This window comes from Streptomyces sp. 150FB (assembly GCF_000818195.1).
Lineage (GTDB): Bacteria > Actinomycetota > Actinomycetes > Streptomycetales > Streptomycetaceae > Streptomyces.
Window position 1 is genome coordinate 4658807 of the sequence record NZ_JTHL01000001.1, and the last position, 18611, is coordinate 4677417.

At 71.2% G+C, this 18611-nt stretch carries 19 protein-coding genes and 1 tRNA gene; 11 read left to right on the forward strand and 9 right to left on the reverse strand.

Annotation, left to right across the window (positions count from 1 at the left end):
• The first annotated feature begins 172 nt into the window (after positions 1-172).
• Positions 173-259: transfer RNA gene (locus QR77_RS19935), tRNA-Leu, on the forward strand.
• Positions 260-517: 258 nt separating this feature from the next.
• Here QR77_RS19935 and QR77_RS19940 read toward each other — a convergent pair.
• Together QR77_RS19940 and QR77_RS19945 are read right to left on the reverse strand one after the other, a co-directional pair.
• Complete coding sequence (locus QR77_RS19940; protein ID WP_040023365.1) at positions 518-1792, reverse strand: LAETG motif-containing sortase-dependent surface protein; 1275 nt, start codon at positions 1790-1792, stop codon at positions 518-520.
• A gap of 191 nt (positions 1793-1983) precedes the next feature.
• The gene (locus QR77_RS19945; RefSeq protein WP_040023367.1) at positions 1984-2598 is read right to left on the reverse strand and encodes an NAD(P)H-dependent oxidoreductase; all 615 of its coding nucleotides are present in this window, start codon (positions 2596-2598) and stop codon (positions 1984-1986) included.
• Between the two features lie 118 nt (positions 2599-2716).
• Here QR77_RS19945 and QR77_RS19950 point away from each other — a divergent pair, with 118 nt between their 5' ends.
• From QR77_RS19950 to QR77_RS19965, 4 genes are all read left to right on the forward strand, one after another.
• Positions 2717-3082: a helix-turn-helix domain-containing protein gene (locus tag QR77_RS19950; RefSeq protein ID WP_040023369.1), complete on the forward strand. Its 366-nt coding sequence runs from the start codon at positions 2717-2719 to the stop codon at positions 3080-3082.
• A gap of 154 nt (positions 3083-3236) precedes the next feature.
• Entirely contained in the window at positions 3237-4772 is a 1536-nt protein-coding gene (locus QR77_RS19955; protein ID WP_040023370.1) for a DUF2252 domain-containing protein, read from the forward strand.
• A gap of 60 nt (positions 4773-4832) precedes the next feature.
• Positions 4833-5774: a J domain-containing protein gene (locus tag QR77_RS19960; RefSeq protein ID WP_040023371.1), complete on the forward strand. Its 942-nt coding sequence runs from the start codon at positions 4833-4835 to the stop codon at positions 5772-5774.
• Positions 5775-5864: 90 nt separating this feature from the next.
• Positions 5865-6206: a rhodanese-like domain-containing protein gene (locus tag QR77_RS19965; RefSeq protein WP_040028304.1), complete on the forward strand. Its 342-nt coding sequence runs from the start codon at positions 5865-5867 to the stop codon at positions 6204-6206.
• A gap of 27 nt (positions 6207-6233) precedes the next feature.
• Here the strand turns inward: QR77_RS19965 and paaE are convergent, their stop codons facing one another.
• The 5 genes from paaE to paaA are packed head-to-tail and all read right to left on the reverse strand — an operon-like array spanning position 6234 to position 9722.
• The gene (gene paaE, locus QR77_RS19970) at positions 6234-7304 is read right to left on the reverse strand and encodes a 1,2-phenylacetyl-CoA epoxidase subunit PaaE (protein ID WP_040023373.1); all 1071 of its coding nucleotides are present in this window, start codon (positions 7302-7304) and stop codon (positions 6234-6236) included.
• Positions 7305-7868, reverse strand: a complete 564-nt coding sequence (gene paaD, locus QR77_RS19975) for a 1,2-phenylacetyl-CoA epoxidase subunit PaaD (protein WP_078876909.1) — start codon at positions 7866-7868, stop codon at positions 7305-7307.
• The gene (gene paaC / locus QR77_RS19980; RefSeq protein ID WP_040023375.1) at positions 7862-8566 is read right to left on the reverse strand and encodes a 1,2-phenylacetyl-CoA epoxidase subunit PaaC; all 705 of its coding nucleotides are present in this window, start codon (positions 8564-8566) and stop codon (positions 7862-7864) included. The genes paaD and paaC overlap by 7 nt, the downstream gene beginning before the upstream one ends.
• On the reverse strand, positions 8563-8862 hold the full coding sequence (gene paaB / locus QR77_RS19985) for a 1,2-phenylacetyl-CoA epoxidase subunit PaaB (protein WP_040023377.1): 300 nt from the start codon (positions 8860-8862) through the stop codon (positions 8563-8565). Before paaB ends, paaC begins: the two co-directional genes overlap by 4 nt.
• Positions 8859-9722, reverse strand: a complete 864-nt coding sequence (gene paaA / locus QR77_RS19990; protein WP_347359822.1) for a 1,2-phenylacetyl-CoA epoxidase subunit PaaA — start codon at positions 9720-9722, stop codon at positions 8859-8861. Before paaA ends, paaB begins: the two co-directional genes overlap by 4 nt.
• A 245-nt stretch (positions 9723-9967) precedes the next feature.
• Between paaA and QR77_RS19995 the strand changes: the two genes are divergently transcribed.
• The 3 genes from QR77_RS19995 to QR77_RS20005 all read left to right on the forward strand — a co-directional run bounded on the left by QR77_RS19995 (position 9968) and on the right by QR77_RS20005 (position 12686).
• The gene (locus QR77_RS19995) at positions 9968-10729 is read left to right on the forward strand and encodes a DUF5819 family protein (RefSeq protein ID WP_040023390.1); all 762 of its coding nucleotides are present in this window, start codon (positions 9968-9970) and stop codon (positions 10727-10729) included.
• Positions 10726-11949, forward strand: coding sequence for an HTTM domain-containing protein (locus QR77_RS20000; RefSeq protein WP_040023392.1), 1224 nt, complete (start codon positions 10726-10728; stop codon positions 11947-11949). Before QR77_RS19995 ends, QR77_RS20000 begins: the two co-directional genes overlap by 4 nt.
• Before the next feature lie 125 nt (positions 11950-12074).
• On the forward strand, positions 12075-12686 hold the full coding sequence (locus QR77_RS20005) for a TrmH family RNA methyltransferase (protein ID WP_107069096.1): 612 nt from the start codon (positions 12075-12077) through the stop codon (positions 12684-12686).
• 62 nt (positions 12687-12748) lie between these two features.
• Here the strand turns inward: QR77_RS20005 and paaN are convergent, their stop codons facing one another.
• The gene (gene paaN / locus QR77_RS20010; RefSeq protein ID WP_040023398.1) at positions 12749-14440 is read right to left on the reverse strand and encodes a phenylacetic acid degradation protein PaaN; all 1692 of its coding nucleotides are present in this window, start codon (positions 14438-14440) and stop codon (positions 12749-12751) included.
• A 169-nt stretch (positions 14441-14609) separates the two neighbouring features.
• Between paaN and QR77_RS20015 the strand changes: the two genes are divergently transcribed.
• From QR77_RS20015 to QR77_RS20025, 3 genes are read left to right on the forward strand one after another with little or no spacing between them, the layout of a single operon-like run.
• Positions 14610-16133, forward strand: coding sequence for a 3-hydroxyacyl-CoA dehydrogenase (locus QR77_RS20015; RefSeq protein ID WP_040023400.1), 1524 nt, complete (start codon positions 14610-14612; stop codon positions 16131-16133).
• Complete coding sequence (locus tag QR77_RS20020) at positions 16130-16729, forward strand: TetR/AcrR family transcriptional regulator (RefSeq protein ID WP_040023402.1); 600 nt, start codon at positions 16130-16132, stop codon at positions 16727-16729. Before QR77_RS20015 ends, QR77_RS20020 begins: the two co-directional genes overlap by 4 nt.
• Positions 16730-16747: 18 nt before the next feature.
• Positions 16748-17719 (forward strand): helix-turn-helix domain-containing protein, encoded by a 972-nt coding sequence (locus QR77_RS20025; RefSeq protein ID WP_040023404.1) that lies wholly within the window; start codon positions 16748-16750, stop codon positions 17717-17719.
• 267 nt (positions 17720-17986) lie between these two features.
• Here the strand turns inward: QR77_RS20025 and QR77_RS20030 are convergent, their stop codons facing one another.
• A complete protein-coding gene (locus QR77_RS20030) occupies positions 17987-18514 on the reverse strand; it encodes an Lrp/AsnC family transcriptional regulator (protein ID WP_040023405.1) in 528 nt (175 codons plus the stop codon).
• Positions 18515-18611 lie beyond the last annotated feature (97 nt).

Consider the following 18611-nt stretch of genomic DNA (forward strand, 5'->3'; position numbering starts at 1 on the left):
ACTCTGGAGGAGTGGGTACGGCCGTTCTTCGTTCCCTGTTCCACCGCTGGCCCGGGTAAACAAAGGGATGTGAACCCACCCCCTGCTGCGTGCTAATCTTCTCGATGTCGCCAGGAGCGCACACCAGCAGGTCAACAGGTCAGCAGGTGAAGCACCGGACGGCACACCCAATGCGCGGGTGGCGGAATAGGCAGACGCGCTGGATTCAGGTTCCAGTGCCCGAAAGGGCGTGGGGGTTCAACTCCCCCCTCGCGCACCAGAAGTACCGAATATGCGGGTCTTCACCAGTGACGAAAGTCCGGGTGGGGGCCCGTTTTTCGGTTGTCCCGGGGCTGGTGCGGGCTGGTGCCGGCTGATCCGGTCGGGGCCGTCGGTGGTGCCTGTGGCGGTGGGTGCCATGTGACGGAGCACTCGAAGTGACGCATGTCACTTCGAGTGCTCCACTGTTGTTCGGTTCGTCCGCGGGTGCGTGCGGTGCGCCGGTCAGCCTGCTTCGGCTGCTACGAGGTGCCGGCCGTCATCCCAGGCCCTGGGACCGGCGGCGGCGCACGACGAGGATGCTGCCCGCGCCTACGGCCACAGCGGCCGCTCCCGCGCCCGCGATCGGCAGCGTCGACGAGGAGGAGCCGGTGGAGGCCAGGTTGCCGCCGGTCGAGGCCGACCCGTTGCCGGCGGTGGAGGACGAACCTGAGCCACCGGTCGACGAGGAGCCGTCAGCCGGGCCGGCTGCGCCGCCGGTCGTACTGTCGGCGGAGCCGCCCGAGCCATTGGCCGGGCTGCCCGTCGAGCCGCCGGCCGAGCTGCCGGTCGATCCGGTCGATCCGCCGCTCGTGACGTCCAGCGTGATGTCGGCCTTGTCGTTGGCCTTGTCCGAGTCGAACGGTCGCGCCTCGGTGCTCAGTGCCACCGAGCCCTTGGCGCCGGCCACCTGCTTGTCGATCCTCAGTTGGAACGTGTAGGTCTGCCCGTCGCCCTCATTGACCCACGCCTGGCCGGTGCCGCAGTTGTACGCGCCGCCCTCGGCCTCGCAGTACCCGTCGGACTTGACGACCGAGGTCCCGGCGGGAGGGGTGATCAGTACGTGGAGGAGCGGGTCCCCCTCCTTGGTCAGCACCCAGGCGGGCCCGGCGTTGGTGAACTTCGCCTTCAGCGTGACCGTGTCGCCGACGCGGCCCTTCAGGCCGGCTCCCGTCACCTGGTAGTCGGCCGTGTTGACCGAGGTGACGGGCACGTCGACGGCGTCCTTGGTGCCCTCGCCCCCGGCCGGGCCCTCGACCAGCTTGACCGCCGGCGCCGTCCCGGCCACCGGCGGTGTGGCGGCGTCGTCAAGATCCGGAGCCCTGTCCCAGACGCTCACGCGCAGGTCGTCGTTGAGCGCGCGGCTCAGCGCCTTGATCGCGAGAGGCTTCTCGGGTGTGTAGACGGCGCCGGGCTTCACCGCCTGGTCGAACTCGCACACCACGTTCGACTTGGCGGTCATCTCGTCGTACGAGGGGACCTGGTGGGCCTGGCAGTTGGACGGGATGTCCGAGTAGTCGAGTCCTCGGGTGACGGAGTAGAAGACCCAGACCGCGTCGGCGGCCTTGGTGCCCTTGTTCGCCACAGTGACCGGCTGGTCGAAGCTGCTGCCCGGCTTCACGCCGTCGATCGGGGCGATGTTTCCTACGACCAGCTCGGGCCCGGCCTCATCGGCGAAGGCGGCGGGGGCCGCTCCCAGGGCGATCAGGCCCGCGGCGCCCAGTGCGGCGACGGCGGTACGGGAGGTGCGGCGGCTGTGGGGGGGAATCGGCATGAAGGGAACCTCTGCGAGACACGGGTAAACGGACGGTGTCCTCTGGGAGAACATTCATTCGATACCCAAGACTCTTGCCGATGCCGAACGGTTGCACCCGCGCGGTACTTATGGCCTGGCGCGCGGTGCGGCGGGCTCGCGGGGCCCGGCGGCCCGGGCGCCCGGGCTGAGCCGGGCGCCTGGACCGGGGGTCACGCGGCGAAGCGGGCCGCGAGGACCTTGGCCTTGCCGGCGGCGTCGCTCTGAGCCTTCTCGCGGGAGGCCTTGGCCATCGGGATGAGGTCGGTCATCGCCTCCACGACATGGGCCAGGGTCAGTTCGGGGACGATGAACTCGATGTCCGTGGCACCGAACATGCCGGTCAGGACCTTCTCCATGTAGGTCTGGACGAACTCGAAGTCCTCGCGCGGGGTGCCCGGGGCGTACGAGCCGCCACGGCTGGCGACGATCGTGAACGGGGTCTTCGTCAGCTTGCTGTCCGGGCCCGAGTTGAAGCCCGTGATGATCACCTGGTCGAGCCACGCCTTGAGCGTCGAGGGGATCGTGAAGTTGTACATCGGGGCGCCGATCAGCACGGCGTCGGCCTCGGCCAGCTCGGCGGCCAGCTCGGCCCGCAGCGGGTCGTTGGCGGACGCGACCACGCCGTCGATGGCGAGGTGCGGGACGGGCGTGGCGGCGAGGTCGCGGTAGATGACCTTGCCCGTCGGGTGCTGATCCCGCCAGGACTTCACGAAGGCGGCTGTGACCTCGCGTGAGGCGGAGCCCTCGGGGGCGATGGCGGAGTCGATGTGCAGCAGCGTGGCCATGGTGTTTCTCCATACGGTGAGCGGTGGGGGCAACGAGCGGAGTTTCCGTTCGTACCTATGAATAACATAGTCCCTTACTTTTTTTCATCCCGGTCTCGCGGGCCGGTACGCTAGGGATATGGCTGACCGAAGCGCAGACCCGTGCAAGCCAGACCCCTGCAAGCAGGTCGATGTCGGGATCACTCGCGTCTTCGAGCTGCTCGGCAAACGCTGGACCGGGCCGATCGTGTCGGTGCTGATGGAGCGCGCGGTGTACTTCGCCGAGCTGCGGCGGGCGATCCCGGGTATCAGCGAGCGCATGCTCTCGGACCGGCTGAGCGAACTCGGCGCCGCCGGACTGGTGCTGCGGGAGGTCGACGACGGGCCGCCGCTGCGTGTCGCGTACCGGCTGACGGAGGCCGGGGCGGCCATGGAGCCGGCGCTCAAGGAGCTGTCGACGTGGGCGCAGTCGTATTTGCGGATGCCGCCCGACAGCCCCTGCTGAGCCTCTCCGGCCCCCCGAGCCTCTCCGGCGCCCTTCCCGCCGCCCTGCTTCCGGCCCAGGGCCAAAGTTGTCCACAGGGGAGGCGGGGTGCTGGACCCCGGCGGTACGGTCGGAACCAGTTGATGTTGGCCGAGTGCGGGGGAGGCGGCACGCGATGAACGATGTCGGGTCGGCGGTGCCCGGACGGCTGCCGGGGCGGTTCACGACGGGTGGGGCGGGGCGTGTGCCCGCTGTGCCGGGGTTCGCCCGGGCGCCCGGTCATCTCCGCACGGGCGGGGGCGGGCAGGACGGACCGGACGGGCCTGGAGGCGACCGGGGGCGGTCGCCCAGAGCCAGAGGCAAGGCGCTGCGGGCCCGGGTGCCGCGCTCTTCGCACGACTCGGTGCTGTTCGCAGCGGGGCGGCCCGGTGCGGTCGGTGCCGTCGAGGAATCGAGCCGGGGGCGGGTGCCGGAGCTCACGCCGATCCGCGTGGGGCGGATGGCGGCGACTCCTTTCGCGTTCCTGCGCGGCGCCGCGGGGCTCATGGCACACGACCTGGTGAGCACCCCGGTGACCGGGCTCGGTGCGCAGATCTGCGGAGACGCCCATGCGGCCAACTTCGGTCTGTACGGGGACGCTCGGGGCCGGCTCGTCATCGATCTGAACGATTTCGACGAGACCGTCGTCGGTCCCTGGGAGTGGGACGTCAAGCGCCTCGCCACCTCGCTGGTGCTCGCGGGGCGTGAGGCGGGGGCGGACGAGGAGACCTGCCGGCGCGGCGCCCAGGACACGGTGGGTGCCTACCGGCGGACGATGCGGCTGCTGGCGAAGTTGCCGGCGCTCGACGCGTGGAACGCGATCACCGACGAGGAGTTGGTGTCGCACACCGACGCGCGGGATCTGATCGGCACGCTGGAGCGGGTCTCGGAGAAGGCCCGCAACAACACGAGCGCGCGGTTCGCCGCCAAGGCGACCGAGACGGTGCCGGGACCGGAAGGATCGGCCGGAGGCGGCGGGAGGGGCGCGGCCCGGCGTTTTGTCGACGCGCCGCCCGTCCTGCGCCGGGTGCCCGACGAGGAGGCGGCCGCGGTTGCGGCGTCCCTGGAGGAGTATCTGAGCACCCTCTCCGAGGACCGGCTGCCGCTGCTCGCGCGGTACGCGATACACGACGTGGCGTTCCGGGTGGTCGGTACCGGCAGCGTCGGGACCCGGTCGTATGTGGTGCTGCTGCTCGACCACCGGGGCGAGCCGCTGGTGCTCCAGGTGAAGGAGGCGCGGCACTCGGCGCTGCTGCCGCATCTGCCGGCCGCCGGGTTCACGGTGCCCGAAGTGGCGCACGAGGGACGCCGGGTGGTGCTCGGCCAGAAGCGCATGCAGGTGGTGAGCGACAACCTGCTGGGCTGGACGACGGTGCGCGGAAGGCCGTACCAGGTGCGGCAGTTCAGAAATCGAAAGGGGAGCGTCGACCCGGCGGCGCTGCCCGCCGGCCAGATAGACGACTACGGCCGGATGACCGGCGCGCTGCTGGCCAGAGCCCATGCGCACAGCGTGGACCCGAGGCTGATCGCCGGTTACTGCGGGAAGAACGAGGAGCTGGACACGGCGGTGGCGGCCTTCGCCGTGGCGTACGCGGACCGGACCGAGGCGGACCACGCCGAGCTGGTGGCGGCCGTGCGGAGCGGGCGCATACGGGCCGAGCTCGATGTGTGACGGCGCGGCCGGAGCCCGGGGTGGCTCGGAGGACGTCGCGATCGCCCGTACGCTGGACGGGTGACGCAGGACGCCCCCGGGGAGCCGACGATCCGTAACGACGACGAGCAGGACGTGCCAGACGTGCCGGACGCGCCGGAATCCACAGAGACCACGGAAGCCGCGGGGACCGCTGGGAGTGCGGCCCGGAGCGCGGACGGTGCGGCGGACGCGGGGACGGCCGGGGTGCCTCGTCCCGAGGCACGGCTGGAGAAGGCCGTACGCGCCGCCGAGCAGGCGCTCATCGAGTACGAGATCGCGGTCGAGACCTTCCGGGTCGAGGTGGAGAACTTCTCCCGGCTGCACCACCAGCGGCTGGGCCCGGTGTACGCGCGGCTCGACGAGCTGGACGCGATGATCGCCGAGGCCAGGGCCGCCCGCACCGGCGACCCGGAGGATGTGCGCAGGGCGCAGGAGCTGCGCGCGATGGTGCAGCCGATGCCCGGCATCGAGGAGCTGTTCAGCGAGTGGCTGGACTCGGACGGCCTGTCACCCGAGGCGTCGGCGATGCTGACCGGCCAGCCCGTCCGGCCGCCCAAGCGGGTTCGGCCCAGCGACGAGGCCCGCAAGCTCTACCGTGACCTGGCGCGCAAGGCGCACCCGGACCTGGCGCAGGACGAGACGGAGCGGGCGCGGCGCGAGGAGTTCATCACGCGTGTGAACGCGGCGTACGGACGCGGGGACGAGCCGCTGCTGCGGGAGCTGGCCGAGGAGTGGGCCGCCGGTCCGGCGCCGCAGGAGCAGCGGGCGAGCGAGAGCGAGGAGCTCTACGCCCGTCTTGAGTGGCTTTCGCGGCGCAAGGAGATGCTGACGATGGTCGCGCAGGAGTTGGAGGAGAGCGCGATCGGCGCGATGCTGAAGATGGCGCCCGACGATCCCGACCGGTTGCTGGAAGAGGTCGCCGAGCAGTTGCTCGCGGACGTCTCCGCACGTGAGACGGAACTCGCCGGGCTGGTGCAGTAGGTTTTCAGGACGTCCGTCGTTCCGTGGTTCTCCGCGGGATCCGTACGACCTGTGCGGGTTCCGCGTGCTGTACGAGAGAAGGCAATGCTCATGACTTCAGCCCCGCTGCCCTCGGTGGATGTCGCGGCGGTTCCGGCCGACGGCTTCGTGCTGGACGTCCGGGAGGACGAGGAGTGGGCCGCCGGTCATGTCGACGGCGCGCTGCATGTGCCGATGAGTGAGTTCACCGGCCGCCTCGCCGAGGTCACCGAAGCCGCCGACGGGCGGACGGCGTATGTGATGTGCCGGGTCGGCGGCCGGTCGGCGCAGGTCACCCAGTATCTGGTGCAGCAGGGCGTCGAAGCGGTGAACGTCGACGGCGGCATGCTCGCCTGGGACGGCGCCGGGCGCCCGATGACCACGGACGACGGAAGCCCGGCGTTCGTCCTCTGAGAGCCGGGCCGCCCGCCCGGCTCGGCGTCACCGGTCGAAGTCCAACTCGACCCGGGCGGTGGCCGGGTGGGACTGGCAGGCCAGCACATAGCCCGCTTCGGTCTCTTCCGGTTCGAGCGCGAAGTTCCGGTCCATCCTGACCTCTCCCGAGACCAGGAACGCCCGGCAGGTTCCGCACACCCCGCCCTTGCAGGCGTACGGCGCGTCGGCGCGGGCGCGCAGCACGGTCTCCAGCAGCGATTCGCCGTCCTGGACCGGCCAGTTGCCCGAGCGGCCGTCGAGGGTCGCGGTGAGCGTGGAGACCGCGGGGGCCCGGTCCGTAGCGGTGGCGGCCGCGGAGAGCGCTCCGGCCGGCACGTCGTCGACGTGGAAGATCTCCTGGTGGATACGGCGGCGGGGCACCCCGAGACCGCGCAGCGCCCGCTCGGCGCCGGTCACCAGCCCCAGCGGCCCGCACAGGAACCAGCCGTCGACGGCGTCCACCGGGAGCAGCGCCGGCAGGAGCGAGGTCAGCCGCTCGCGGTCGAGACGCCCCGACACCAGCCCTGCCTGCTGCTCCTCCCTGGAGACGGCCGTGACGAGCTGGAAGCGGTCCGGGTAGCGGTCCTTGAGGTCGGCGACCTCCTCCAGGAACATCGTCGAGGACACGCTGCGGTCGGCGCGGACCAGGCAGAACCTTGCCTCGGGCTCCCGCGCCAGCAGGGTGGCGGCGATCGACAGCACCGGGGTGATGCCGCTGCCGCCGACGACGGCGGCGAAGCGCCCGGCGCGCGGCTCCAGCACGAACCGGCCGGTGGGCTCCATGACCTCGACGGTGTCGCCGACGGCGAACTCCTTGAAGGCGTACGTGGAGAACTCACCGCCCTCGACGAGCCGGATGCCGACCCGCAGCACCGGATCGGCGCCGGCCGGGGCGGCGGGCGCGCAGATCGAGTACGTACGCCGGATCTCCCGGCCGTCTACCGTGCGGCGCAGGGCGACATGCTGGCCGGGGGTGTGCCGGAAGGTGTCGCGCAGGCCGGGCGGCACCGCGAACGTGACGGCGACGGCGTCGTCCGTGAGCCGTTCGACCTCGCTGATCCGGAGCGGATGGAACATCTACAACTCCTTGAAGTGGTCGAACGGTTCACCGCAGGAAGTGCAGCGGCGCAGCGCCTTGCAGGCGGTGGAGGAGAACCTGCTGAGCAACTCGGTGTCGGTCGAGCCGCAGTTCGGGCAGCGGATGGACAGCGAGAGCGGGACCGGACCCTCCGCGCTGTGCGGGCGGGGCGGTGCGATCCCGAACTCGGCGAGCTTGCGCCGGCCTTCCGCGCTGATGTCGTCCGTCGACCAGGCAGGGGAGAGGACCGTGACGACCGAGACCTCCGCTATCCCGTCCGCACGCAGAACGCGCTCGATGTCCGAGGACATGGCCTCGATCGCCGGGCAGCCGGTGTACGTCGGCGTCAGCTCGACCCGGACCTTCCCCGGGCCCGACACCTGGACGGCGCGCAGCACGCCCAGCTCCTCCAGCGTCACCACGGGCAGCTCGGGGTCGGGCACGGATCCCGCGAGCCGGCGCAGCCGCGTCTCCAGCTCCGTCTCGGCCGAAGTCGAAGCCGAAGCCGAACCCGAAGCCGCCGACGCCGGGGCCGCGACCGGGGCGCTGTGGTCCTTCACCATGACGCCCCCGGGTGGCTCCGGTGCAGGTGCTGCATCTCGGCGATCATCCGGCCGAACGATTCGGTGTGCAGGCCCTGCCTGCCGGCGCCCGCCGCCCAGGCGCCCGACCTCGGCCCGTCCGGCAGGGGCAGGGTCGCCCGCTCCAGCACCCCGCCGACCGAGTCGAGCCACCGCGACTCAAGGGCCGGCAGGTCGACGTCCAGGCCCTCGACGGGCTCGAACATCTCGCCCGTGAAGCGCCACAGCACCGCACAGGCCTCCCGCATCCGCTCATGGCTCCCGGCCGTGCCGTCGCCGAGGCGCAGCGTCCAGTGCTCGGCGTGGTCCTGGTGGTAGGCGACCTCCTTGACGGCTTTCGCGGCGAGCGGGGCGAACGCGCTGTCCCCGGCCGCGAGTTGCTCGTACAGGAAGAGCTGGTAGGTCGAGAAGTAGAGCTGGCGGGCGATGGTGTGCGCGAAGTCGCCGTTCGGCTGCTCGACGAGCTGGAGGTTGCGGAAGGCCCGCTCCTCGCGCAGGTAGGCGAGCTCGTCCTCGTCGCCGACCAGGGAGAGCAGGATCCTGGCCTGCCCCAGCAGGTCCAGCGCGATGTTGGCGAGGGCGACCTCCTCCTCCAGCACCGGGGCGTGCCCTGCCCACTCCCCCAGCCGGTGCGAGAGGACCAGTGCGTCGTCGCCGAGGGCGAGAGCGGCGCTGCTCACAGGTGCTTCACCCCGTCCGGGATCTCGTAGAAGGTGGGATGGCGGTACGGCTTGTCGCCGGACGAGGCGAAGAACGGGTCCCTCTCGTCGGGGGAGGAGGCCGTGACCTCCGACGAGGGCACCACCCAGATCGAGACGCCCTCGCCGCGCCTGGTGTAGAGGTCGCGTGCGTTGCGCAGGGCCATCTCGGCGTCCGGGGCGTGCAGGCTGCCGGCGTGGGTGTGGGAGAGCCCGCGGCGGGAGCGTACGAACACCTCCCACAGCGGCGAGTCGGCCGGCCTGCTCGTGTCGGTCATGCCGCTGCCTCTCCGGAGTGCTTCGCCGCGTACGCCGCGGCTGCTTCCCTCACCCAGGCGCCCTCTTCGTGCGCCTGGCGGCGCTGGGTGATCCGCTGCTCGTTGCACGGGCCGTTGCCCTTCAGGACGTCACGGAACTCCGCCCAGTCGATCTCGCCGAAGTCGTGCGCCCCCCGCTCCTCGTTCCACCGGAGGTCCGGGTCGGGGAGCGTCAGGCCGAGCGCCGCGGCCTGCGGGACGCAGATGTCCACGAAGCGCTGCCGCAGTTCGTCGTTCGAGTGGCGCTTGATCTTCCAGATCATGGACTGCGCCGAGTGCGCCGACTCGCCGTCGGGCGGGCCGAACATCATCAGCGAGGGCCACCACCAGCGGTTCACCGCGTCCTGCGCCATCTCGTGCTGCGCGGGGGTGCCGCCGCTCAGGGCGAGCAGCAGCTCGAAGCCCTGGCGCTGGTGGAAGGACTCCTCCTTGCAGACCCGGACCATCGCCCGCGCGTAGGGGCCGTACGAGCAGCGGCACAGCGGGACCTGGTTGGTGATCGCGGCGCCGTCCACCAGCCAGCCGACCGCTCCGACGTCCGCCCAGGTCAGCGTCGGATAGTTGAAGATCGACGAGTACTTCTGGCGGCCCGAGTGGAGCTTGTCGAGCAGTTCGTCCCTGCCGGTGCCCAGCGTCTCGGCCGCGCTGTAGAGATACAGGCCGTGTCCCGCCTCGTCCTGCACCTTGGCCATCAGGATCGCCTTGCGGCGCAGCGAGGGCGCGCGGGTGATCCAGTTGGCCTCGGGCTGCATGCCGATGATCTCGGAGTGGGCGTGCTGGGCCATCTGGCGGACCAGCGAGGCGCGGTAGGCCTCGGGCATCCAGTCGCGCGGTTCGATGCGCTCGTCGGCGGCCACGGCGGCGTCGAAGGCCGACTCGTACCTCTCCGCCGCGTCCCCCGCCGTCCCCACCGCCGCCTCCGCCGCTGTCCCCGCGGTCACTGCCGTCATCCCGGGCTCCCTACCGACCGATCGTTCGGTCCATCGACTTCAATGGTCGGTCGGCGGCCCGTAGGGTGTCAACCCTGTGGATAACCGAGTGGGGCACGAACGGTGATCGGGGCGGGATGGATCCGTACGACGACAAGAGCCGGTATCCCGAGCCGGAGCCCTCTCCCGACCCCGGCGGCGCACCCGAACCTCACCCCGCACCCGGGCCCCACCCCCGTACCGGGATAGCCGGCCTCTCCCGTCCCTACCAGGCGGTGGCCGCCGCCGGGCTCGCCGTCATCGGTGTGCTGGCCTGCGTCCACCTGGGCATGGTGTTCCTGTACATCGCGCCGGCCAACACGATCACCAAACAGCACGGCGACGCCGTGAACGCGTGGGTCCTTCCCGAGTTCGAGCAGAACTGGAAGCTCTTCGCCCCCAACCCCCTCCAGCAGAACGTCTCCATCCAGGTCCGTGCCGAGGTCGACAGGCCCGGCGGAGGGGCGACGACCACCGACTGGATCGACCTCTCGGCCCAGGACGGGGCCGCGATCCACGGCAACCCGCTCCCCAGCCATGTCGACCAGAACGAACTGCGCCGCGCCTGGGACTTCTTCACCGGCTCCCACAACAACGACAACCGCCCGGTCGGCGAGCGCGGGCAGCTCTCGGAGAGCTACCTCCACCGCCTCGTGATGCTGCGCCTGAACGGTCACCATCCGAGCGGCCAGGTGACCCGCGTCCAGCTCAGGTCGGCCACCAGCACCCTTCCCGCCCCGCCGTGGAGCGATGAGAAGATCAACACGCAGCCCTACTACCGGGTGCTTCCCTGGTGGACGGTGACCGCGTCGGACCTACCCGGAGGCGTGCGGAACGGCTCCATGGAGGTCGCCGGATGAACGCGACCGCCACCGCCGCCCGCGCCGTGCACCGCGTCAGCTCCACGGCCCTCGGCCCGTACCAGAGCGCGGTCGTCCGGATCGGGTTCGCCGGCACCTGGCTGTTCTACCTGCTGCGCGAGCTGCCGAACCGCCGCGAGCTGTACGGGCCCGACGGGCCCTGGAGCTGGGACCTGGCGCGAAGGCTGATCGCGGGCAACGGCGCCTTCAGCGGACTCATGTGGTCCGACAGCACCCTGTGGTTCGAGATCGTGTACGGCGTGGCCGTGCTGTCCAGCCTGCTGCTGGTTCTCGGCTGGCGGACCCGCACGATGTCCGTGGTCTTCATGTTCGGCGTGCTCTCGCTCCAGAACCGCAGCATTTTCGTCGGCGACGGCGGCGACAACGTCATCCACCTCATGTCGATCTACCTCGTGCTGACGCGCTGCGGCCAGGTCTGGTCACTGGACGCGCGGCGCGCGGCGCGCGCCGGGGCCGAGGACGGCGCCGGGACCCGAACCGGGGCGGAGGACCGTACCGACCGGGTCGGTCCCGTCCTCTGGGCTGTGCTGGGCGCCCTGCTGTTCGTCGGCTCGGTGACGGACCAGGTCCACTTCGCCGTCTGGATGCTGATCCTGCTCTGGGGGCTCTGGGTCTGCCAGGCGCTGTGGTGGGCGGCCAACCGCTTCTCCCCCGGCGGCGAACCGCGCGCCCTGCTGGACGTCCTCGCCAATCTGCTGCACAACGCGGGCCTGGCCGTGATCATGGCCGAGGTCTGCCTCGTCTACGCCACCGCCGGCTGGTACAAGATCCAGGGTTCGCGCTGGGAGGACGGCACCGCCCTCTACTACCCGCTGAAGCTGGACTACTTCGCGCCGTGGCCCGCGCTCTCCGACATCCTGGCCGCCAACGGCGTCATCGTGATGATCCTGACCTACGGCACGGTCATCGTGCAGGTCGCCTTCCCCTTCACGCTCTTCAACCGGCGCGTCAAGAACGTCCTGCTGGTCTCCATGATGCTGGAGCACGCGGGCATCGCGGTGCTGCTCGGGCTGCCGTTCCTGTCGCTGGCGATGATCGCCGCCGACGCGGTGTTCCTGCCGACGGCCTTCCTGCGGTGGCTCGGCGGGCGGATCGGGAGAGTGCGCGACCGTTTCCGGCCAGGCGGCGGGAGCGGGGCCGGGGCCCTGCCCGAGCAGCGGCGTGGGGGCCAGGAGGAGGCCCGTACGCTCGTCGGGTGAACAGCGAAGCATCCGCCGGTCCCGCCGAACCGCAAGCTGAACCGCAAGCCGGTCCGCAAGCCGGTCCGCAGGCCGAAGCCACCGCCGGTGAGCCGGCGCAGTACGACGACGGCTTCGGCGCCGAGATCGGCGTCGGGCCGTATCCCGGGCCCTGGCCGTCCGGCGAGCGCTACGACCGCGAGCTGCTGGCGGCCGGCGACCGGCGCAATGTCGTCGACCGCTACCGGTACTGGACGCGCGAGGCGATCGTCGCCGACCTCGACACCCGCCGCCACGACTTCCACGTGGCGGTCGAGAACTGGGGCCACGACTTCAACATCGGCTCGGTGGTCCGGACCGCCAACGCCTTCCTCGCCCGGGAGATCCACATCGTCGGGCGGCGGCGCTGGAACCGGCGCGGCGCCATGGTCACCGACCGCTACCAGCACGTACGCCACCACCCCGGCACCCGGGAACTGACCGACTGGGCCGCGTCCGAGGGCCTGCCGATCATCGGGATCGACAACCTGCCGGGCGCCGTGCCGCTGGAGCGCACCGAACTGCCGCGCCGCTGCGTGCTGCTGTTCGGGCAGGAGGGGCCCGGTCTTACGGAGGAGGCCAGGGCGCACGCGTCGATGGTGTGCTCGATCGCGCAGTTCGGCTCGACCCGCTCGATCAACGCGGGGGCGGCGGCGGCCATCGCGATGCACGCGTGGGTCCAGCGGCACGCGGACATCCCGGCGCCGCCGGCCCCCTGAAGGCCGCCGCGAGGGGCCGCAAAGGCCCTCGCAAGGGCCCCGGGGGCCTCAGCGCGCCTCGCTCACGCCCCCCGCCGCACCTCCACCACCCGGAAGCGGTTCGCCACGAACGCCGCGTCGCACAGCGCCGCGTTCGCCGCCGGGTTTCCGCCCGAGCCGTGGAAGTCGGAGAACGCCGCCGTCTGGTTCACGTACACCCCGCCCGTCAGGTTCAGCGAGAGCTGCGCGGACTCCTCGAAGCAGACGTCCTCCACGGCGCGCTCCGTCGTTTCCGACGTGGTGTAGGCGCCGACCGTCATCGCGCCCTTGTCGCGCACCGTGCGCCGCAGCAGGTCCAGCGCGTCGTCCGTGGAGTCCACGGCGACGGCGAACGAGACCGGACCGAAGCACTCGGCGAGATACGGCACGCTCTCCTCGTCCCACGCCTTGCGCGAGCCGTCCGCCTTCACCACCAGCGGGGTACGGACCACCGCGTCGGGGAAGTCGGGGTGGCTGACCTCGCGGGAGGGCAGCGCGACGTCGCCGAGGCCGGACGCCGCGTCGAGACGGGACTTCACATCGGGGTTGACCAGCGCGCCCAGCAGCGCGCTCGCCCTGGCGTCGTCGCCGAGCAGTCCGCTCACCGCCGCCGCGAGGTCGGCCACCACCTCGTCGTACGACTTGTCGCCCGCGTCCGTCACGATGCCGTCCCGGGGGATGAGCAGGTTCTGCGGGGTGGTGCACATCTGGCCGCTGTACAGCGACAGCGAGAAGGCCAGGTTGGCGAGCATGCCCTTGTAGTTGTCGGTGGAGTCGATGAGGACGGTGTTGACCCCGGCCTTCTCCGTGTAGACCTGCGCCTGGCCGGCGTTGGCCTCCAGCCAGTCGCCGAAGGCGGTGGAGCCGGTGTAGTCGATGATCCGGATCTCGGGGCGCACGGCCAGTTCCTTGGCGATGCCCTCACCGGGCCGCTCCACGGCCAGCGCGACCAGATTCGGGTCGAAGCCGGCGTCGGCGAGCACCTCGCGGGCCACCCGTACGGTCAGCGCCAGCGGCAGTACGGCGCGCGGGTGCGGCTTGACCAGCACCGGATTGCCGGTGGCGAGGGAGGCGAAGAGGCCGGGGTAGCCGTTCCAGGTGGGGAAGGTGTTGCAGCCGATCAGCAGCGAGATGCCGCGCGGCACGGCGGTGAACGTCTTCCGCAGCTCGAGCGGGTCCCGCTTGCCCTGCGGCTTGGCCCAGTGGGCCTCGGCGGGGGTACGGGTCTGCTCCGCGTACGCGTACGCCACGGCCTCCAGGCCGCGGTCCTGGGCGTGCGGGCCGCCCGCCTGGAACGCCATCATGAAGGCCTGCCCGCTGGTGTGCATCACCGCGTGGGCGAACTCGTGGGTGCGGGCGCTGATCCGCGCCAGGATCTCCACACAGACCAGCGCGCGCGTCTCGGGCCCGGCCTCGCGCCAGGCGGCCGTGCCGGCGCGCATGGCGGGCAGCAGGGCGTCGATGTCGGCGTGCGGGTACTCGACCTCCAGGGGGAAGCCGTACGGCGAGACCTCGCCGCCCGTCCAGCCGTCGGTGCCGGGCTGGTCGAGGTCGAAGCGGGTCCCGCGCAGCGCCTTGAAGGCGGCGAGTCCGTCGGCGGGGGCGCTCTCGCCGTACGCCTTCGGGTGTTCGGGGTGCGGGGACCAGTAGGCGCGGGTGCGGATCACTTCGAGGGCCTGGTCGAGAGTCGGCCTGTGCTTCTCGGAGAGCTGCTGGGGGCTGAGCTGGGCGGCCATCAAGGACCAACTCCTCGTCGAGCTGGGCGGGAACAGGGACATGAGCGGACAGACAGAGTTAGAGTAACCGAACGATCGGTCGGGACAAGGGGTACCACCGGATCGCCGCCGGACCCGTGTCCGCCACCTAGGCGATGCCCCGCCCGCCTCGTACGGGAGGATCGCGTCCATGACTGCAATCGAGGCATGCCGTGTCGTCGCGGTTGTCGGCACCGGCACGATGGGCCGGGGCATCGCCCAGGTGGCCCTGGTCGCCGGCCATCCGGTGCGGCTGTACGACGCGGCGCCGGGCGGCGCCGAGGAGGCCGCGAAGGCCGTGAGGGCGCGGCTGGACCGGCTGGTCGAGAAGGGCCGGATGGAGCCGGGGGCGCGCGACGAGGCGCTGGCGCGGCTGTACCCCGTCGTGACCCTCGCCGAACTCTCCGACGCGGCGCTCGTCGTCGAGGCCGTCCTGGAGCGCCTCGACGTCAAGAGGCCGCTCTTCGCGTCCTTGGAGGAGATCGTCGGCGAGGACTGCGTGCTCGCCACCAACACCTCGTCCCTCTCGGTCACGGCGATCGCCGGCCCCTTGCGCCACCCCGGCCGCTTGGTCGGACTGCACTTCTTCAACCCGGCGCCGCTGCTGCCGCTGGTGGAGGTCGTCAGCGGCTTCGCGACGGACGAGTCGGTCGCGCGGTGCGCCGCCGACACGGTGCTGTCCTGGGGCAGGACGCCGGTACGGTGCGCCGACACGCCGGGCTTCATCGTCAACCGCATCGCCCGGCCGTTCTACGCGGAGGCGCTGCGCGTGTACGAGGAGGGGGCCACCGACCCCGCCACGATCGACGCGGTACTGCGCGAGGGCGGCGGCTTCCGGATGGGCCCCTTCGCGCTGACCGACCTGATCGGCCAGGACGTCAACGAGGCGGTCACCCGGTCCGTCTGGGACTCCTTCTTCCAGGACGTGAAGTTCACGCCGTCGCTCGCGCAGCGCAGGCTCGTGGAGTCGGGACGGCTGGGCCGTAAGTCGGGCCGGGGCTGGTTCCCGTACGGCGAGGACGCGGCCGCTCCGGCGCCGGCCACCGCTGAGGTGTGCGAGGCGCCGGAGGTCGTGGGCATCCACGCGGACCTCGGTCCCGCCGGGGTGGTGCGCGAGATGATCGAGGAGGCGGGCATCCGGATCGTCCGCGACCGCACCCCTGCGGCCTCCGAGGGCTTTCTCGTACTGCCTGCCGGGACGAGACTCTGCCTCACCGGCGGCACGACGGCGACGAGCGACCTGTCCGGTACGTACATCCACTTCGACCTCTCCCTGGACTACCGCTCCTGCGCGCGGGTGGCGCTCGCGCCGGGCGCCGGGGCCGACCCCGGGGACGTACGGGCCGCCGTCGGGCTGTTCCAGCGGCTCGGCAAGAAGGTCAGCGTCATCGGCGAGACGCCTGGCATGATCGTGGCCCGTACGGTCGCCATGCTGATCGACTTCACCGTGGAGGCCGCGGCGCGCGGGGTGGCGGACGCCGAGGACATCGACACCGCCATGAAGCTGGGCGTGAACTACCCCGGCGGGCCCGGCGAGTGGTGCGACCGGCTCGGCGCCCGGTGGGCGTGGCGGTTCCTGCTCGCCATGGACGGCGAGTACCCGGGCGGCCGTTACGCGCCGTCCACGGCGCTGAGGCACCGCGCCGCCCTCGAAGAGAGGCAGGCCCGCTCATGACCACTCCCCGGCGGGACACGTACACCCCGGAGACCCTGCTCGCCGTCGCGGTCAGCGTCTTCAACGAACGCGGCTACGACGGCACGTCCATGGAGCATCTCTCCCGGGCGGCCGGCATCTCGAAGTCCTCGATCTACCACCATGTCGCCGGCAAGGAGGAGTTGCTGCGCCGCGCGGTGAGCCGCGCGCTCGACGGGCTGTTTGCCGTCCTCGACGAGGACGGCGCGAAGCGCGGCCGGGCCGTCGCTCAGGTCGAGTACGTGACCCGGCGCACGGTGGAGGTCTTGATGGCTGAGCTGCCCTATGTGACGCTGCTGCTGCGCGTCAGGGGGAACACCAGGACGGAGCGCTGGGCGCTGGAGCGGCGCAGGGAGTTCGACCAGCGAGTGGCCGATCTTCTGAAGGCCGCGGCGGCGGACGGCGATCTCCGCTCCGACGTGGACATACGGCTGGCCACGCGGCTGCTCTTCGGCATGGTCAACTCCCTGGTGGAGTGGTACAGGCCGCAGGCCGCGGGGGGCTACGGCAGCCGGGAGGTCGCCGACACCGTCGTACGGCTGGCCTTCGACGGGCTGCGCACGGACATCACGTATTGACCGCCAGGAGGCGGAGAGTTGATCGAGACAGTCTTCAGTACCGACGACGTGCCGATGGCCGACCGCTTCGACTACTGGCGCGAGTGCATGACGAAGATGATGTGTCCCACGGAGATGGGGAGCGAGTTCGAGGGTGAGTTCCGGGCGCAGTCGCGGCACATCGAGTTAGGAGCGCTCTCCGTGTGGCCCGCCGAGATGCGGCCGCTGAGCTGGCGCAGGACGCCCAGCCTGATCCGGCTGTCCGATCCGGAGCTGTACCACCTCTCACTGCCGCTGCGCGGTTCCATAGCCATTTCGCAGGGCTCCACCGACGCCGTGCACGGCGTCAGCGAGATGTACATCGTCGACACCTCGCTGCCGTTCTACTGCCAGGTCCCCGACACCACCCTCGCGGGGGTGGGCTTCGAGATCCCCAAGGCGCTGGTGTCGCTGCCCCCCGACAGGGTCCGGAGTCTGCTGACCCGGCGGCTGCCCGCCGGGGACGGCTTCGGCGCGCTGCTCGCCGGGTTCCTCAGACGGCTGGCCGACGACACCGGCTCCTACGGGCCCGCCGACGAGGAGCGCCTCCAGGGCATCCTGGTCGACCTGTTCACCGCGACGCTGGCGCACCATCTGGAGGCCGACGACGCGCTGTCGCCCGAGGCGCACCGGCGGACCCTGCTGCTGAGTATCCAGGCCTTCATCCGGCGGCACCTGCACGACCCCGACCTGTCGCCGGACGGCATCGCGCTGGCGCACAACATCTCGACCAGCCACCTGCACAGCCTCTTCGGTACGCAGGACCTCACCGTGTCGGCCTGGATCCGCCGTGAGCGGCTGGAGCGGGCCCGCCGGGACCTGGCCGACCACCGGCAGTACGCCGTTCCCGTGCACCGGATAGCGGCGCGCTGGGGCTTCAGGTACCACGCGGTCTTCAGCCGCGCGTTCTGCGAGGCGTACGGGCTGCCGCCCCGGGACTACCGGCACGCGCGGCTCACGTCCGGGGCGTAGCCGGGGATCGAACTGGCGTGCGGCGTTCGGTCGTGTGGACGGAGCGTCAAGGAAGAGTGGACTCACAGTCAAGGACATCCTGGCGCGCCCACGCCATTCTGGAGCGGTAGGAACCCGCTCAGGGGACCTTCGCACAGGGGCGTTACGGGGGGCGTCACCAGTGCATCACTGTGGATGCCGTAAGTCTTGATCGCCGGACGGGCCTCTTGACCAGGGTCGTCCGGTGGTCGAGGGCATCCGCCCCAGCCGTTCCCGGCCCTGGGGGAGCTACCGGATCTCCGGGGCCTCGGGCCCCGGATCGAGATCGGTCTCCTCGAACACCAGCAGTGTGCGGGTCGACAGCACCTCGGGGATGGCCTGGAGCCTGGTCAGGACCATCTCGCGCAGCGTTCTGTTGTCCGGCATGTGCACCAGCAGCAGAACGTCGAAATCTCCGCTGACCAGCGCGATGTGGGCGGTGCCCGGCAGCTCTTCGAGCTGTTCGCGGACGGTACGCCAGGAGTTCTGCACGATCTTGAGGGTGATGTAGGCGGACGTGGCCTGGCCGGCCCGCTCGTGGTCCACCCGGGCGCTGAAGCCGCGTATCACCCCGTCGTCGATCAGCCGGTTGATCCGCGCGTACGCGTTGGCGCGCGAGACATGGACGCGCTCGGCGACCGACCGTATCGAGGCGCGGCCGTCCTTCTGGAGGATGCGCAGGATGTCGCGGTCTATGGCATCCAGGGGGCGTGCGGGGAGGGAGTGAAGCGCCTGGTCGCGCACCGGATCCCCCGGGTGGTTCGTGGCGTCGGCCATTTGTTCAGCTCCCATGTCTCCCCACCTCTCTACCATGGACGACCTGTTCCCATCCCAGGCTGTGCAGAACCGTTTGTCCACAGGCTGAGGGCACGTG